This window comes from Pseudomonas lijiangensis, assembly GCF_018968705.1.
Taxonomy (GTDB): Bacteria; Pseudomonadota; Gammaproteobacteria; order Pseudomonadales; family Pseudomonadaceae; genus Aquipseudomonas; species Aquipseudomonas lijiangensis.
In genome coordinates this window covers 834,308-850,791 of record NZ_CP076668.1, presented here as the reverse complement: position 1 = coordinate 850,791, position 16,484 = coordinate 834,308, and the positions used below count along the sequence as shown (strand labels likewise).

Genomic DNA, 16,484 nt, shown 5'->3' with positions numbered 1-16,484 from the left:
GCGTCAGCCATTCATGCCCTGCACGGATAACCGGGCCCACCCGGAGAAACACCTGATGAGCGAGCTTTTCTACAATGCCTCACCCAATGCCACCCGAGTCGCGCCAGCGCGTCATGGGCCACGGCAATACCCCACCGAGAAACCGAAGCGGGTCTACCTGTTCGGCACCTGCGTGGTCGACCTGTTTTTCCCCGAAGCCGGGATGGACGCCATCCACCTGCTGGAACGGGAAGGCATCGCCGTCGAATACCCGCAAGAACAAAGCTGCTGCGGACAACCGGCCTACACCAGCGGCTACACCGATCAGGCCCGTGAAGTGGCCCGCGCCCAACTGGCACTGTTCGCGGACGACTACCCGGTGATCGTGCCCTCCGGCTCCTGCGCCGGCATGTTTCGCGAGCACTACCCCGACCTGTTCAAGGACGAACCCGACACCCTCGAACAGGTCCGCGCCCTGGCAGCGCGCACCTATGAGCTGACCGAGTTCCTGCTGTTCGTCTGCAAGGCCCGACTGAACGATCAAGGGCAACCGATCAAGATCGCACTGCACACCTCCTGCTCGGCACGCCGCGAAATGAACACGCATCTGCATGCTCGTGAACTCTTGTCCCAACTGGCCAATGTACAGCGTGTCGAGCACGACCATGAAAGCGAATGCTGCGGCTTCGGTGGAACATTCAGCGTGCGCATGCCGGATATTTCCGGGGCCATGGTCGCCGACAAGACACACGCGCTGAAGGAATCCGGCGCAGACCAGATCCTCACCGCCGATTGCGGCTGCCTGATGAACATCAACGGCGCGCTGGAGAAACAACGCGAATCCCTGCGCGGCCTGCACCTGGCAAGCTTCCTGTGGCAACGCACCGGAGAACAGCGATGAATACGCAAACCCGCATTCCTGCCATGGAAGTCGAAACGGACTTCCGCTCCCGCGCCCATGAAGCCCTTGGCGACAAGCAACTGCGCGGTAACTTCCGGCGCGCCATGGACTCGCTGATGAGCAAGCGTGCCGCGGCCTTCAGCGACCCTGAAGAACGTGAAGACCTGCGTGCACTGGGCAATGCGATTCGCGCCCGGGCCCTGTCCAAATTGCCGGACCTGCTGGAGCAACTGGAACGCAATCTGATCCGCAACGGCGTGAATGTGCACTGGGCCGAAACCGTCGAACAGGCCAATGATATCGTGCTGTCCATCGTCAATGCCCACGAAGCCAGGCAAGTGATCAAAGGCAAGTCGATGGTCAGCGAAGAGATGGAGATGAACGACTTCCTGGGCGAACGCGGCGTCGAGTGCCTGGAAGCGGACATGGGTGAATACATCGTGCAGATGGACCACGAAAAACCTTCGCACATCATCATGCCGGCCATCCACAAGAACGCCGGTCAGGTGGGCAAGCTGTTCCATGAAAAGCTGGGCGTGGAGTACACCACCGACGTCGATCAGTTGATCCAGATCGGCCGCCGCGTGCTGCGCCAGAAATTCTTCGAGGCGGATATCGGCGTCTCCGGCGTCAACTTTGCGATTGCCGAAACCGGCACCTTGTTACTGGTGGAAAACGAAGGCAATGGCCGTATGGTCACCAGCGTGCCGCCCGTGCATATCGCTGTGACCGGCATCGAGAAAGTCGTCGAAAACCTGCGCGACACCATCCCCTTGCTATCACTGCTGACCCGCTCGGCGCTGGGCATTCCGATCACCACCTACGTCAACATGATCTCCGGCCCGCGCAAGCCGCATGAACTGGACGGCCCGCAGGAAGTGCATCTGGTGCTGCTGGACAACGGTCGGACCCAGGCCTTTGCCGACAGCGAACTGCGCCAGACCCTGAACTGCATTCGCTGCGGCGCGTGCATGAATCATTGCCCGGTCTACACCCGCGTCGGCGGCCACACCTACGGCGAGGTCTACCCCGGCCCCATCGGCAAGATCATCACCCCGCACATGGCAGGCTTGAGCAAAGTGCCAGACCACCCCAGCGCCTCATCGCTTTGCGGTGCATGCGGCGAAGTGTGCCCGGTGAAGATCCCGATTCCGGCCTTGCTGCGCCGTCTGCGCGAAGAAAACGTCAAGGCACCGGACGCACCTGAACGGGTGATGCGCGATCAGGGCCGCAAATATTCACGCAAGGAACGCCTGATCTGGAACGCCTGGACGAAACTCAACACCTCGCCCGCCCTCTATAAAGCATTCGCGCTCATGGCCACTCGCCTGCGTGGCCTGATGCCCGGCAATGTCGGTCCCTGGACACAGAACCACAGCGCCCCGAAACCCGCTGCCCGCTCCCTGCATGAAATGGCACGCGAGCACCTGAGCAAGCAGCCCGGAGAACTCTGATGAGCGCCAAGCAAAACATCCTTACCAAACTGCGCCAGAGCCTGACGGGAACGACACCGATTGCTGACAACTTCGATGAAGTCCTGGTGACGAAACCCTGGACCTACGCGCCACAGGAACGGGTCGCCCAACTGCGCAAACTGATGGAAGCCGTGCATACGGAAATCCACCTCTGTACGGAAGCGGACTGGCCTCGACGGCTCGCAGAACTGGTGCATGATCGCCAGTTGCCCAGCCTGCTGATCGCGCCCACCACCGCCCATGGGCAGCGTGTCACCGAACACTGGGCAACCCGCCCAGACCTGCCAGCCCTCAAGACCTATGACCGGCCCATCGAGCAATGGAAAAAAGAACTGTTCGATGACACACCGGCCAGCTTCACCACCACAGCCGGTGCAATCGCCGCCACCGGCAGCCTGATCATCTGGCCGACACGAGAAGAGCCGCGCCTGATGAGCCTGGTGCCGCCGGTGCATTTCGCCTTGCTCAAAGCCAGCGAGATCTACGACAACCTCTGTGAAGCCCAGCGCATCCAGCACTGGAGCGGCGGCATGCCGACCAATGCCCTGCTGGTTTCCGGCCCGTCCAAGACCGCTGATATCGAACAGGTGCTGGCCTACGGCGCCCATGGCCCCAAAGACCTTGTGGTCCTGATCGTGGAAGACGCATGAGCCTGCCAGAGAACTTCATCCACGAAGCCCGCCGCCTGATCCCGGAAAACCGGCGCTTCGACGACCCGCTTTCGACACTGGCCTTCGGTACTGACGCCAGCTTCTATCGACTGATTCCCAAACTGGTGATCCGGGTCGAGTCCGAAGACGAAGTGGTGGCGTTGCTCAAGCTGGCCCAGGCTGAAAACGTCCCGGTGACCTTTCGTGCCGCAGGCACCAGCCTGTCTGGCCAGGCCATCAGCGATTCGGTGCTGCTGGTGCTGGGCGACAACTGGAATGGCCGGGAAGTACGGGAGCAAGGCACACAGATTCGCCTGCAACCCGGCGTCATCGGCGCACAGGCCAATGCCTGGCTGGCACCGTTCGGCCGCAAGATCGGCCCGGACCCGGCGTCGATCAACGCCTGCAAGATCGGCGGCATCGTCGCCAACAATGCCAGCGGCATGTGTTGCGGCACGGCGCAGAACACCTATCACACGCTGGCCGGAATTCGTCTCGTACTGGCCGATGGCACACGTCTGGACACTGAAGATCCAGAGAGCGTGCGTGCCTTTCGCTCCAGCCACGCCGACCTGCTGGAACAACTCGCCCATCTGGGCCGCACCACCCGCGCCAATACCGAACTGGCCGCCCGAATTCGCCACAAATATCGCCTGAAAAACACCACCGGCCTGTCACTCAACGCCCTGGTGGATTTCGACGAGCCGCTGGATATCCTCAGCCACCTGCTGGTGGGCTCCGAAGGCACGCTGGGGTTTATCAGCGCAGTGACCTACAACACCGTGCCCGACCATCCGCACAAAGCCTCGGCGCTGATCGTCTTCCCGGATGTGGAAACCTGCTGCAACGCCGTCACCGCGCTCAAAAACCAGCCGGTCGCCGCCGTCGAACTGCTAGACCGGCGCAGCATGCGCTCGGTGCAGGACAAACCCGGCATGCCGGCCTTTGTCCGCGAACTCTCGGCAAATGCCTGCGCCCTGCTGATCGAAACTCGGGCAGCGTCCCGAGATTTACTGCATGAACAACTGGCGCAGATCATGGCGTCGCTGGCGTCCTTCCCGGTGGAGAAGCAGGTCGACTTCACCGAAGACCCGCTGGAAAACGCCCGCCTCTGGGCCATCCGCAAAGACACCTTCCCGGCTGTCGGCGCCGTGCGCCAGACCGGCACCACGGTCATCATCGAAGACGTCACCTTCCCGGTCGAACAACTGGCCATCGGCGTGCGTCGCCTGATCGCTCTGTTCGACAAACATCACTACGACGAAGCCATCCTGTTCGGCCACGCGCTGGAGGGCAATCTGCATTTCGTCTTCACCCAGGGCTTCAACAACCCGGAAGAAATCGCCCGCTATCAGGCCTTCATGGAGGACGTGGCGGAACTGGTGGCCGTGGAGTTTGGCGGCTCGCTCAAAGCCGAACACGGCACAGGGCGCAACATGGCGCCTTTCGTCGAAAAGGAATGGGGCAGCGACGCCTATCAATTGATGTGGCAACTCAAACGCCTGCTCGACCCCAACGGCATTCTCAACCCGGACGTGGTGCTCAGCAACGATCCGCAGATCCACTTGAAGCACCTGAAACCGCTGCCCGCCGCGGATGAAATCGTCGACAAATGCATCGAGTGCGGCTTCTGCGAACCGGTCTGTCCGTCCAAGGGGCTGACCTTGAGCCCGCGACAGCGCATCGTCATCTGGCGCGACATTCAGGCAAAGAAACGCGCCGGTGCCGACACCCGAAAACTGGAACAGGATTACCACTACCAAGGCCTCGACACCTGCGCCGCCACCGGCCTGTGCGCCCAGCGTTGCCCGGTCGGCATCAACACCGGCGAACTGGTCAGGAAGCTGCGCCAACAGGAAGCCAGCCACGGCAAAACGGCCAACTGGCTGGCGCACAACTTCAAGACCGCGCTACAGGGCGCACGCTTTACCCTCCACGCCGCCAACGGCGCACGCATGCTGCTGGGTGCGCCGCGCCTGGCCAGACTGTCGGCCACTCTAAACAAGGTATCCGCCGGGCGCATCCCGCAATGGACACCGGCCATGCCACAGGCCGAAAACACCATTCGCTTCACCGCGCCCGTGGACGATCAGCGCCCCAGAGTGGTGTATCTGGCGGCCTGCGTTTCGCGGGTGATGGGACCATCGGCCAGGGATCACGAGCAGACTTCACTGCTGGACAAAACCCGTGGCCTGCTGGAAAAAGCCGGTTACCAAGTAGTGTTCCCGGACAATCAGGACAGCCTGTGCTGCGGCCAGCCCTTCGCCTCAAAAGGCTATAACGCGCAGGCCGACGAGAAACGCCAGGAACTGCTGGCCGCCCTGACCAAAGCCAGCCGCGGTGGGCTCGACCCGATCTATTGCGACACCAGCCCTTGCACCCTGCGACTGGTGCAGGACCTGCAAGACAGCCGACTGGACCTCTACGACCCGGTGCGTTTCATCCGCACTCACTTGCTGGACAAACTGACCTTCACCCCGCAACAGGAGCCCATTGCCGTTCACGTCACCTGCAGCACCCAGCACCTGGGCGAAAGCCAGGCCCTGATCGAACTGGCTCGCCTGTGCAGCGTCAACGTCGTCATCCCGGAAGGCATTCATTGCTGCGGCTTCGCGGGCGACAAAGGCTTCACCACTCCCGAACTGAACGCCCACGCCCTGCGCTCGCTCAAGGATGCGGTGCAGCACTGCAACGAAGGCATCTCCACCAGCCGCACCTGTGAAATCGGCCTGTCGCAACACGGCGGCATCGACTACCACGGGCTGGTGTACCTGGTTGACCGGGTGACCCGGGCGAAACCCGTGTAATGGGCCATGAAAATAAATAGAACCCCTGCGTTTCGTCACAGTCCATCCTTTTAACCCCTACACGAACGGGTTTATTCACCTCATGGGCATCCGCCCAAGCAACCGGTAATCAAGGAGAGACATATGAAGCGTACCGCCCTGACTGGACTACTCCTCAGCTCTGTCATGCTGGCTTCCCCGGTGTTCGCCGCCGACGATCTGTGCGGCAGCAACTTGCAGACCATCAAGGATGCCCAGGTTTCCACCAACGCCAACCTGAGCCCCGACCTGAAACAGTCCCTGGCCAAAACCGAAACCGACGCACGCGCCGCCCAGGCCAAAGGCGACAACAAGACCTGCGTCGAACTGACTACCCAGGCCATCACCGAACTGAAAAATATCGGCTCGGGCAGCGAAGGCGGCAGCAAGTAAGAAGAACCACGCACCGAGGCCAGCCAGCGGGCGGGCCTCGGTCGGCAAAGCAAGACGCGGGTCGACGCGCCGCCTCAATTGGCGTAGACTCCCGCCCAATGACAGCGAAAGCCGTCACGGGGCCGATTAGGATTCGACGCCGGTGATGAAACTTTAGGTGCATGCCGACTTGGTAACAGAAGTCGTAAATCCACTGTTGCAACTTTCTATAGTTGCCAATGACGAAACCTACGGGGAACAAGCTCTCGCTGCGTAAGCGGCGCTAGCCTTCCTTCTGGTAGCTTCGGCTCCAGCAATCATCAGGGGATGCCTGTAAACCCGAAATGATTGTCATATAGAACAGGATCGTCGCTTAGGACGTTGTGGCCGACGCGACTAAATCTTACGCAACTCGCCCAAAGCACCCTGCCCGTCGGGTCGCTGAGGGTTAACTTAATAGACACGGCTAAGCATGTAGTACCGACAGCGGAGTACTGGCGGACGGGGGTTCAAATCCCCCCGGCTCCACCAAATCTGACAAATGAAGACGCCTTAGGGCGTCTTTTTTTGTGTCTGAAATTCAGTAAATACGCGGTTTCCAGCGCTTTTATGGGCTGTTGCGATTTTTTGAGTTCCAGCTCGACTTTGAAAGGCGTGTCTGGACTATCCCAGCGGAGCGGATGAAGAAGCGTCGCCTACATAGCATCCCATTGAGTGATCACGCCGTCGCAATGTTGGAGTCACTGAAGACTCACAGCGGCCATCGTGAATACGTCTTTCCGTCAGACAGAAATCCGCGCCCCCACGCCAATAGCCAGACTGCCAACATGGCGTTGAAACGCATGGGCTTTCAAGATCGGCTGGTCAGCCACGGCATGCGCTCAATGGCCAGCATCATCTTGAATGAACATGGGTGGGACCCGGAGCTCATCGAAGTGGCACTGGCGCACGTCGATAAGGATGAGGTGCGGAGCGCCTACAACCGAGCCGACTACATCGAGCGCCGGCGCCCGATGATGGCCTGGTGGAGTGACTACATCCAGAAAGCCGCCACCGGCAGCCTGCTCGCCTCAGCGTACGGCCAAGTCAGAGACAAGAACGTGGTGCCGATTCGCTAGATCTTTACGGCGCAAGAACTGCAGCAGCGACAACTGAACGTTAAAGATTCGGGGCAAGCAACCTCGCTTATCCGCTTCTCAGCGCGGGCCCATCCAAACAGGGCTGCAAAGCCGCTCTGTTTGGATGGGCCTTACATTGAAGAGCTAAAAGCCACCACGTTGTCCAGGGTTTACCACGGAATTCCACCGGTGGATAAACGCTCTTCAAGTCCAAAGTGGCGCTGAATTTCGAACCTTGAGCGGGTTTATCCACAGGCGTAGAACTGGCCGTGCAAGCGCTGTCGATGACAGCAACCCAGGTGACCCGAACCTTGAAGGTCACGCCGTTCTCGCGGTGGTTCTCCCCCCAAATGGCGATTCGCATCCGGTAGCTCGCCCGGTCACCTCCTCGGTGATGGATGCCTATATACCTGCCCCCCTGCAACCGAGACTGCTCAGTGCCGAGCTTAGATTGGGGTACAATCACCGGCATTTTATGCCATCAGGATCGGCATCCGCTCCCTGGGTGCACACAAGAGATTTCGCAATGCCCCTCACGCTGCAACAACTGGAACGTCATCTGTTCAAGGCTGCCGATATTCTGCGCGGCAAGATGGATGCCTCGGAGTTCAAGGAATACATTTTTGGCATGCTGTTCCTCAAGCGCTGCTCCGACGTATTCGAGGAACGCTATGAGCAGGTCGTAGCCGATGAGATAAACGCTGGCAAGAGCAAGGCCGAGGCCTTTGTCACGGCGGAAAACCCACGCTGGTATAAACGTGATGGCAATTTCTGGGTGCCCAGCCATTCGCGCTTCAAGTATTTGCTCAACGAAGCGCACATCAATGTCGGAGACCTGCTTAACAAAGCGCTGGGCGGCATTGAGGAAGATAACGTCTCCCTGGAAGGGGTGCTGGAGCACATCGACTTCACCCGCAAGATCGGCCAGGGCAAGATTCCCGATCAGAAGCTGCGCCAGCTCATCACCCACTTCGGTGAAGTGCGCCTGCGCAACAGTGACTTCGAATTCCCCGACCTGCTGGGTGCCGCCTACGAGTACCTGATCGCCGAATTCGCTGACTCAGCCGGCAAGAAAGGTGGCGAGTTCTATACTCCGCGCTCGGTAGTGCGGCTAATGGTGCACTTGCTCAAGCCGACTCTGGCACACGACGTGTACGACCCCTGTTGCGGCTCGGGCGGCATGTTGATTGCTGCCAAGGAATATATCGATGAGCACGGCGAGGACGGCCGCAAGGCCAACCTGTTCGGCCAGGAATTCAACGGCACCGTCTGGTCGATCGCGCAGATGAATATGCTGCTGCACGGCATCAGCAACGCTTGGCTGGAAAACGAAGATACCCTGGCTGACCCTCGGCATATCGAGGGCGGCGAATTACGTCGCTTCGACCGCATTCTCACCAACCCGCCATTCTCCATCAACTGGGGCCATACCGAGAAAAGTCCAGATGGCAGCCTGGCCTGGAACCCGACATTCCGCGAGCAACGTTTCTGCTTCGGCGAGGTGCCACTGGGCTCGAAAAAGGCCGATTTGATGTTCCTCCAGCACATGCTCGCTGTGACCCGCGACGAGGGCATGATTGCCACCGTACTTCCTCATGGAGTGCTTTTCCGGAGCGGTGAGGAACGCAGCATCCGCGCTAGCATCATCGAGAACGACTTGCTCGAAGCAGTGATCGGCTTGCCGGCCAACCTGTTCTATGGCACCGGCATTCCGGCATGCATCCTTATCCTGCGCCAACAAAAGCAGGAAGGCGCCAACCGTGTCAGCGCCAAGCCTGCCGAGCGCCAAGGCAAGGTGCTGTTTATCAACGCCGACCGCGAGTACTTCGAGGGCCGTGCGCAGAACTATCTACTGCCAGAACATATCGAGAAGATCACCACTGCTTTCGATGAATTCCGCGGGATCGATGGCCTCAGCGATGTAGTGGATATCACCACCTTGCGCGCCAACAACTACAATCTGAATATTCGCCGCTATGTGGATAACGCACCGCCGCCTGAGCCGCATGATGTGCGTGCTCACCTGCTTGGCGGGGTGCCCAAGGCCGAAGTCGAAGCGAAAGCTCCGCTATTCTCCGCCCACGGCCTCGACCCGCAGGACCTCTTCGTGGCGCGCGACGCACAATATCTCGACTTTCGCAGCGAGCTGAGCTGCCGCACCGACCTCAAGCCGGCCATCGAAAGCAATGCAGGCCTGCGGGTCAAGGAAGCCTCCCTCCGTGAGGCATTCGAGCGCTGGTGGCACGAACACAGCCCGCGTATCACCGCGATGGCTGGGAAGCTGGATAACAGCGCTGCCCTGGTCCAGTTGCGAGGCGAACTGCTGGCCAGCTTTAGCCAGACGCTGGAAGGCATCGGCCTACTCGACCCCTTTCAGGTCAGGGGCATCGTCGCGGGCTTCTGGTACCAGAGCAAATATGACTTTCTCGGCCTGATGGCCCGTGGCAGCCGGGGCGTGATTGATGCCTGGCGTACCAGCATCATCACCGCCCTGGAAGACAAGTCCAGCAAGCAAAGCCCTCTGGAGCACAAGCTGGTGGAATTCCTGCTCGGCGATTTCGTTGCCGAGTTGGCCGACCTGGAAGCGAAAAAGGTCGAACTAGATAGTCAGCTCAAGGCCGCCGCCCCAACCAAGGGGGAGGATTCGGAAGAAGCCGATATCGATGCGGGTGCCGATAGCGAGGAAAAACCCATCAATGAAGCTCAGCTCAAAATCTGGAAAGCCGAGCTGACCAAGGTAAAGAAGCAGCTCAAAACCCAGCAGGAAAAATTCACCAGCCACCTGAATCAAGGCGTCGACGGGCTGGATGAGCCACGAGCCGCTGAGCTGCTGCTGACCATCCTGCACAACGATATGCAGGCCATTCTTGAGCGCTATGTCTCCGCCCAGCGAAAACAGATCGTAACGGCTTTCGAGAACTGGTGGGACAAGTACCGCGTGACATTAAATGAAATCGAGCACAAGCGAGATACGGCGGCGGTGGCGTTGCAAGGATTCTTGAGGGGGCTAGGGTATGTGTGAGCAGCCCAAGAACCCATACGAAGATTTCCTGCAAAAGTTACCTTGCGACTGGGAGCGGCTTGAGATTCGCAAACTCGGCACAGTTGCTGGCGGGGGTACGCCCTCACGGGAAATACCGTCCTACTGGAATGGCGATATCCCGTGGGTTACGCCTGGCGAGATCAGTAACACGCAAACACAACTGCTGCATCGCACACAAGAGCACATCAGTCACGCTGGGCTCATTGGTAGCGGAGCCAATTTGCTTCCTGCGGGCTCGTTGATGGTGACGACTCGGGCAACACTTGGGGCGAGAGCTATCAATGCTGTTTCGATGGCAACCAATCAAGGCTTCAAGTCGATTATTTTCAAGAACCTCGCCGATGGGAGGTACTACTTTCACCTTTTTGAGAAGGTTAAACCTGAGCTGGTCCGTCGAGCATCAGGAACAACTTTTCTCGAAATCTCAGGTGCCGAGTTTGGCAGCATTGAGGTACCAAACCCGCCGATTTATGAGAAAAAACTCATCGCTCAAGTCCTCGATACCCTCGACACTGCCATCTGCAAAACCGAGGTGCTGATCGACAAGCTCAAGGCCGTTAAACTGGGCCTATTGCACGACCTACTGACCCGCGGCATCGACTCCAACGGCCAACTGCGCCCGCCACAGAGCCAAGCGCCAGAGCTGTACAAGGCATCGCCATTGGGATGGATTCCTAAAGAGTGGAGCTGGGACACACTCGACCACTGGCTGACTGGAAAGCCCAAGAACGGTTACTCCCCAAAGGAGGCAGGAGAGTGGACAGGAATTCAGATGCTCGGATTGGGTTGCCTCACTAAGGAAGGATTCTTACCCACCCAGCTCAAACCTGCGCCTGCTGCAGATAAAGGGTTAGATAGGGCGCGGTTGAACGAGGGAGACCTTCTCATCAGCCGAGCCAACACAAGGGAATTGGTTGGTCTCGTGGGGGTATATCGCGATGTGGGTACGCCTTGCACTTATCCGGACTTGATGATGCGACTGCTGCCCTCCGAGGAGACCAGTGCCGAGTTCCTAGAGTTGGTCTTGCAGTCAAAAAAAGTGCGTAGACAAGTCCAAGCTGCCGCATCTGGGACGTCTGAGAGTATGGTAAAAATCAGCTCCTCTATCGTGACGAGCTTGAAAGTCGCGATTCCGAAAACTAACGAGCAGACAGTTATCCTCTGCCGCACAAAGACACTAAATGCTCAACTGCAACGCGAGCTGCAGGGACTAGAGGTACTACGGGCGGTCAAAGTAGGTCTTATGGACGACCTGCTTTCCGGCCGCGTCCGTGTCACCCCGCTACTGGAATCTATTCAGCAAGCTGATGCACAAACGGAAGCCTGGTATGCCCCGACGCCTACCGCCCTGCGAAACTCTCAACGTTGAGTTCAAGAGCGACCGAAGCAAGCTCCCCGACCCCGAGCTGATCGAGGCGCTAATCTGCCTGGCCAATGCCGAGGGCGGCGAGCTATGGCTAGGTGTCGAGGACGACGGTACGCCCACCAGCCTGCATGCCGAGCATCATCTGCTGGACGGCTTAGCCGGGATGATCGCAGCGCGCACCTCGCCGTCGCTGAACGTGCAGGTCGAGGCGCGCATCGATGTGCCCACAGCCGCCTATACCCGCCAGGCTAGCGTCACACCTATTCAACATGAGCAAATGGTTTTGAACTATGTGCAGCAGGAGCAGATTCAACTCGCTGAAGTAATGGATCTTTGCCTGCTCTCACCTGATCAGACGGCAAAACTGCTTAAGCGCATGAAAGACAAGGGCGCATTGATACTGCAAGGTGAGCGACGCTGGTCGGCCTATAGGCTCGGCTAAAAATTCTATGAGCCGCTATGAGCCTGTATGAGCCCATACACGCCTGAACTGGATTAAAGGAGTAACCCGTGGGCTGGGAATTGGAAGACGTCGAAAAACCCTTTGTGGCTCAGTTACAGGGGCTGAACTGGAAGCATATCCAGGGCAGCCTCGACGACCCGGCCATCACTGGCCGCAAAAGCTTCAGTGAAGTGATTCAGCGGGCCGCACTGGCCGAGCGCTTGTGTGCCATCAACCTGCGCGACGGTCAGCCCTGGCTGGATGAACAGCGCATTGCCGAAGCACTGGCGGCAATTACCCGCGTGGGCGCCGGCAAGTTGATGGAAGCCAACCAAACAGTCACTGAGCTGTTGCTCAAAGGCATCACTGTCGAAGGTCTCCCAGGCTGGGAAGGCGGGCGTGGCCAGACCATCCAGTACATCGACTGGGCCACCCCGGCCAATAACCACTTCAGTGTGATCAACCAGTTCCGAGTGGATTGCCCGCCAGGGTATAACAGCGGCAAGAAATTTATCGTCCCGGATCTGGTGTTGCTGGCGAACGGCATCCCGCTGGTGTTGGTGGAGTGCAAGAGCCCCTCGATTCCAGAACCGCTTGCCGAGGCTGTCGATCAATTACGTCGTTACAGCAACCAGCGCAAGGCGGCCTTCGAGGTCGAGGAGAACGAGGGCAACGAGACTCTGTTCGCCAGTGTGCAGCTATTGGTCGCCAGTAGCTACGACGAAGCACGGGTGGGCTGCATTGGTGCTGGCTTCGGGCATTTCTCCCAATGGAAGACCGTGGTTGGCCCGGATGGCAACGGCAGCGAGCAGTCAGTAGCCGAGCAGTTGGGCAAAGCCAAACTGTCCGAGCAGGAACGCTTGGTGGCAGGCATGCTCACGCCAGCCCACCTGCTCGATCTGATACGACATTTCATGCTCTTTATGCAGGTTGGCGGGCAGACCATCAAGACGGTCTGCCGCTACCAGCAATACCGCGCGGTGAACCGCACAGTGACCCGCATGAAACGCGGGCAGACACGTCTTGAGCATGGCGAGAGTGACCAACGCGGCGGCATCGTTTGGCACACTCAAGGCTCGGGCAAAAGCCTGACCATGGTATTTCTGGTGCGCAAGATGCGCACGGATACACAACTGCGCCGCTTCAAGATCATCGTGGTCACCGACCGTAAAGACCTGCAAAATCAGCTCGCCGCCACTGCCACACTGAGCGGCGAGCTGCCGGAGGTGGCCTCCAGTATTCAGGGTGTCAAGGCCTTGGCACGTCGCCAGGGCCCCGGCTTGGTATTCGCCACCATCCAAAAGTATCGAAATTCCGAGCAGGAGGAAGATGGGGAGGCGCCGATCCCTGTGCAAGCTGCGGCCCCCCTCAAAGCCGCAGAAAAGCGCGCCCCCTATCTTGTGAACAAACCGTTCGAGGTGCTCAACCACGACGAGAGCATTCTGGTATTGATCGATGAGGCGCACCGCACCCAGGCCGGCGATCTGCACGCGAACCTGCTGGCAGGCCTGCCCAACTGCGTGCGCATCGGTTTTACCGGTACACCGATCATCATGGGCGATAAAAAACGCACCCACGAAATCTTCGGCGCGTTCATCGATAAATACACCATCAAGGAAGCCGAGGCAGATGGCGCGACGGTGCCGGTGCTTTACGAAGGGCGCACTGCCCAAGGCGCGGTGAAAGATGGGGCGAGCCTGGATGAACTGTTCGAGGATTTGTTCCGTGAGCACAGTCAGGACGAGCTGGAGCTGATCAAGAAAAAATACGCCACCAAAGGCCATATCTTTGATGCCCCCGCGCTGATCGCTGATAAGGCGCGCGACATCCTCAGACATTACGTCACCAATATTCTGCCCAATGGCTACAAGGCGCAGGTTGTAGCCTATAGCCGGATTGCGGCAATCCGCTATTTCCACGCGCTGCAGGCCGCCCGCGATCAGTTGCTGGCCGAGGCCGAAGCGTTACCAGCAACCGACAAGGACCTCGACGATGAAGCACTGTGCCAGCGTCCACCCAAGCTGCAGGCGCGCGTGCAGGCGTGGCGCTATCGCGACAGGCTACGCAACCTGGAGTTCGCGCCGATTATTTCCGGCTCAAATAACGATCCGACCGAGTGGAAAACTTGGACGGATGCCAGCAAGCACGAGCAGTTGATCCAGCGCTTCAAGAAGCCCCTGAGCCATGAGCAGCCGGGCAAGGCCGACCCGCTGGCTTTCCTGATCGTTAAGTCTATGCTGCTCACTGGCTTTGACGCCCCCATCGAAGGGGTCATGTACCTTGACCGGCCAATCAAGGAAGCCGAGCTGCTGCAAGCCATTGCGCGGGTCAACCGTACTGGTTTCGGCAAGCGCTGTGGCATAGTGGTCGACTACTACGGGGTCGCCAACCACCTGCGCGAAGCCCTGGCAGCCTATGCCGACGAGGATATCGAAGGTGCGCTGAGCAGCATCAAGGACGAGGTGCCGGTATTGCGAGATCGTCATCTGCGTGTGGTGGATGTGCTACGTCGCCAGGGCATCGAATCGCTGGAAGATGCCGAAGCCTGCATTGCCGCACTGGAGTCGGAAAAGGTGCGCGCCGAATTTGCGGTAAAGCTCAAAGCGTTTCTCGACTCATTGGACACCGTACTGCCACGCCCCGAGGGCCTGCCCTTCGTCAAAGATGCCAAGCGTCTGGCCTATATCCATGCACGAGCGCGCGGGCGCTACAAGGACCTGCCACAACTGGGCAAGGATGTCGGTGCCAAGGTGCGCAAGCTGATCGACGATCACGTTATTTCGCTGGGCATCGACCCGAAGATTCCGCCGATCCAGCTCACCGATGCAGACTTCGAGAAACAGTTGTCTCGTAGCGTCAACGACCGCGCCAAGGCCTCAGAGATGGAGCACGCCATTCGCTCGCATGTGCGCAAGCATGCTGATGAAGATCCGGTGCTTTATCGCAAGCTGTCTGAACGCCTGAACGAGCTGCTCAAGTCGCTGGGCGCGCAGTGGGATCAGTTGGTTGAACAGATGCAGAAGATCATCAACGAGCTGCGCAGCGGTCAAATGAGCGATGACTACAGCCCCCTGGATCTGCCCGAGCACTATGCACCCTTCCTGCGCACCCTGCTGGATGTGGTGTGTGCCGACGCCAATCCGCAGCCCGCCGAGCTGCTGTGTTTGAAGGATGTGACAGTGGAACTGGTCGATTTGTTGGTGGGCGAACTCCAAAGCCACCGCGATATCTGGAGCCCGCGCAAGCGAGCGGCACAGGAGGAACTAGCCGGGCAGCTATTCGATTACCTGATGCGGCTACGTCCTCCCTTGGTGGACAGCGATACGGCGGGTGTACTGTCTGACCGGCTGATGGACCAAGCGAGAGCTAGCCATGATCGGTTGATGCAACTGTGAGCAGCCAGACCCTCACCGTAGGCGAGCTGCAACTGACGCTACGCCGCAGCGCGCGGCGTAAGACGCTACAGATCACTGTCGAGCGTGACGGCGCCCTTATCCTGTCAGCCCCACCAGAGGTTGAGGAGCAAGCGCTGCGGCAATTCGTAACGGAAAAAAGCTTCTGGATTTACTCGCGGCTGGCCGAAAAGGAACGCCTGCAGCGCGCAATTCCGATCAAGGAATACGTCGACGGGGAAGGGTTTCTATATCTAGGACGAAGCCATCGCCTCAAACTGGTTGATGAGCAGGATGTGCCGCTGAAACTCTCTGGGGGTCGTTTTCGCCTGCTGCGCAGCGAACTGCCACGAGCTCGCGAGCATTTCATTCGCTGGTACAGCGAACATGCGCGCAGCTGGCTGGCCTTGCGCGTCAAGAACCACCAAGCCCGCATGGACCTGATCCCAAGCGGTGTACGTGTGCAGGATCTGGGCTATCGGTGGGGCTCCTGTGGCAAGGGCGCGCAGCTCTACTTTCATTGGAAGACCATTCTGCTGCCCAAGCCCATTGCGGAATATGTGGTGGTGCATGAGATGGTGCATCTGCAAGAGCCACATCACACCCCAGAATTTTGGCTACGCCTGGAGCGCGTCATGCCTGACTACGCACAGCGCAAGACATGGTTGGCAGAACACGGAATTGATGTTGAAGGCATCTGAGTATCATAGCGGACGATGTCTCCAGCGCACGCGGTATAGGTACTGGTCAGAACCATACAACTTGACTCTGAAGATGGCTTACAAGCATCAGGATTACATCGACCCGATAACTCTCAGCACTTAACCTTCGAGCCAGACGATAGACCCCCAATGCAGGCGATACGCTGTATAGCAGCTCACGTTCTAAGGACACAGTCTTATCAGAAAGGAGTTAGGTAAA

Annotated in this window: 9 protein-coding genes, 1 other RNA gene and 2 pseudogenes; all 12 read left to right on the top strand. The window is 58.9% G+C overall.

What is annotated here, in order from left to right; genetic code table 11:
- Window positions 1-55 precede the first annotated feature (55 nt).
- A complete protein-coding gene (locus tag KQP88_RS03700; protein WP_200994769.1) occupies window positions 56-880 on the top strand; it encodes a (Fe-S)-binding protein in 825 nt (274 codons plus the stop codon).
- Window positions 877-2,334 carry a LutB/LldF family L-lactate oxidation iron-sulfur protein gene (locus KQP88_RS03695; RefSeq protein ID WP_216704888.1) on the top strand — a complete coding sequence of 486 codons (1,458 nt, stop codon included), beginning with the start codon at window positions 877-879 and terminating at the stop codon, window positions 2,332-2,334. The genes KQP88_RS03700 and KQP88_RS03695 overlap by 4 nt, the downstream gene beginning before the upstream one ends.
- A complete protein-coding gene (locus KQP88_RS03690; RefSeq protein ID WP_216704887.1) occupies window positions 2,334-3,005 on the top strand; it encodes a LutC/YkgG family protein in 672 nt (223 codons plus the stop codon). The genes KQP88_RS03695 and KQP88_RS03690 overlap by 1 nt, the downstream gene beginning before the upstream one ends.
- On the top strand, window positions 3,002-5,812 hold the full coding sequence (locus KQP88_RS03685; protein ID WP_216704886.1) for an FAD-binding and (Fe-S)-binding domain-containing protein: 2,811 nt from the start codon (window positions 3,002-3,004) through the stop codon (window positions 5,810-5,812). Before KQP88_RS03690 ends, KQP88_RS03685 begins: the two co-directional genes overlap by 4 nt.
- Window positions 5,813-5,935: 123 nt before the next feature.
- A complete protein-coding gene (locus KQP88_RS03680) occupies window positions 5,936-6,223 on the top strand; it encodes a hypothetical protein (RefSeq protein ID WP_117184056.1) in 288 nt (95 codons plus the stop codon).
- Window positions 6,224-6,341: 118 nt separating this feature from the next.
- Window positions 6,342-6,733, top strand: a transfer-messenger RNA (tmRNA) gene (ssrA, locus tag KQP88_RS03675).
- A gap of 107 nt (window positions 6,734-6,840) precedes the next feature.
- A pseudogene (locus tag KQP88_RS03670) lies at window positions 6,841-7,320 on the top strand (tyrosine-type recombinase/integrase); the annotation flags it as partial.
- A gap of 526 nt (window positions 7,321-7,846) precedes the next feature.
- The gene (locus tag KQP88_RS03665) at window positions 7,847-10,342 is read left to right on the top strand and encodes a type I restriction-modification system subunit M (RefSeq protein ID WP_216704885.1); all 2,496 of its coding nucleotides are present in this window, start codon (window positions 7,847-7,849) and stop codon (window positions 10,340-10,342) included.
- Window positions 10,335-11,732, top strand: coding sequence for a restriction endonuclease subunit S (locus KQP88_RS03660; protein WP_216704884.1), 1,398 nt, complete (start codon window positions 10,335-10,337; stop codon window positions 11,730-11,732). Before KQP88_RS03665 ends, KQP88_RS03660 begins: the two co-directional genes overlap by 8 nt.
- Window positions 11,692-11,940, top strand: a pseudogene (locus KQP88_RS25700) (AlbA family DNA-binding domain-containing protein); the annotation flags it as partial. The gene KQP88_RS03660 and the pseudogene KQP88_RS25700, both read left to right, overlap by 41 nt.
- A 299-nt stretch (window positions 11,941-12,239) precedes the next feature.
- Window positions 12,240-15,566: a type I restriction endonuclease subunit R gene (locus KQP88_RS03650; protein ID WP_216704883.1), complete on the top strand. Its 3,327-nt coding sequence runs from the start codon at window positions 12,240-12,242 to the stop codon at window positions 15,564-15,566.
- Complete coding sequence (locus KQP88_RS03645) at window positions 15,563-16,264, top strand: M48 family metallopeptidase (RefSeq protein ID WP_216704882.1); 702 nt, start codon at window positions 15,563-15,565, stop codon at window positions 16,262-16,264. Before KQP88_RS03650 ends, KQP88_RS03645 begins: the two co-directional genes overlap by 4 nt.
- Window positions 16,265-16,484 lie beyond the last annotated feature (220 nt).

What these genes read in the sequence shown, in the direction of transcription:
- KQP88_RS03695 (WP_216704888.1), top strand. Translation starts at nt 877, where the DNA reads ATGAATACGCAAACCCGCATTCCTGCCATGGAAGTCGAAACGGACTTC.
- KQP88_RS03690 (WP_216704887.1), top strand. Translation starts at nt 2,334, where the DNA reads ATGAGCGCCAAGCAAAACATCCTTACCAAACTGCGCCAGAGCCTGACG.
- KQP88_RS03660 (WP_216704884.1), top strand. Translation starts at nt 10,335, where the DNA reads ATGTGTGAGCAGCCCAAGAACCCATACGAAGATTTCCTGCAAAAGTTA.
- KQP88_RS03700 (WP_200994769.1), top strand. Translation starts at nt 56, where the DNA reads ATGAGCGAGCTTTTCTACAATGCCTCACCCAATGCCACCCGAGTCGCG.
- KQP88_RS03685 (WP_216704886.1), top strand. Translation starts at nt 3,002, where the DNA reads ATGAGCCTGCCAGAGAACTTCATCCACGAAGCCCGCCGCCTGATCCCG.
- KQP88_RS03665 (WP_216704885.1), top strand. Translation starts at nt 7,847, where the DNA reads ATGCCCCTCACGCTGCAACAACTGGAACGTCATCTGTTCAAGGCTGCC.
- KQP88_RS03680 (WP_117184056.1), top strand. Translation starts at nt 5,936, where the DNA reads ATGAAGCGTACCGCCCTGACTGGACTACTCCTCAGCTCTGTCATGCTG.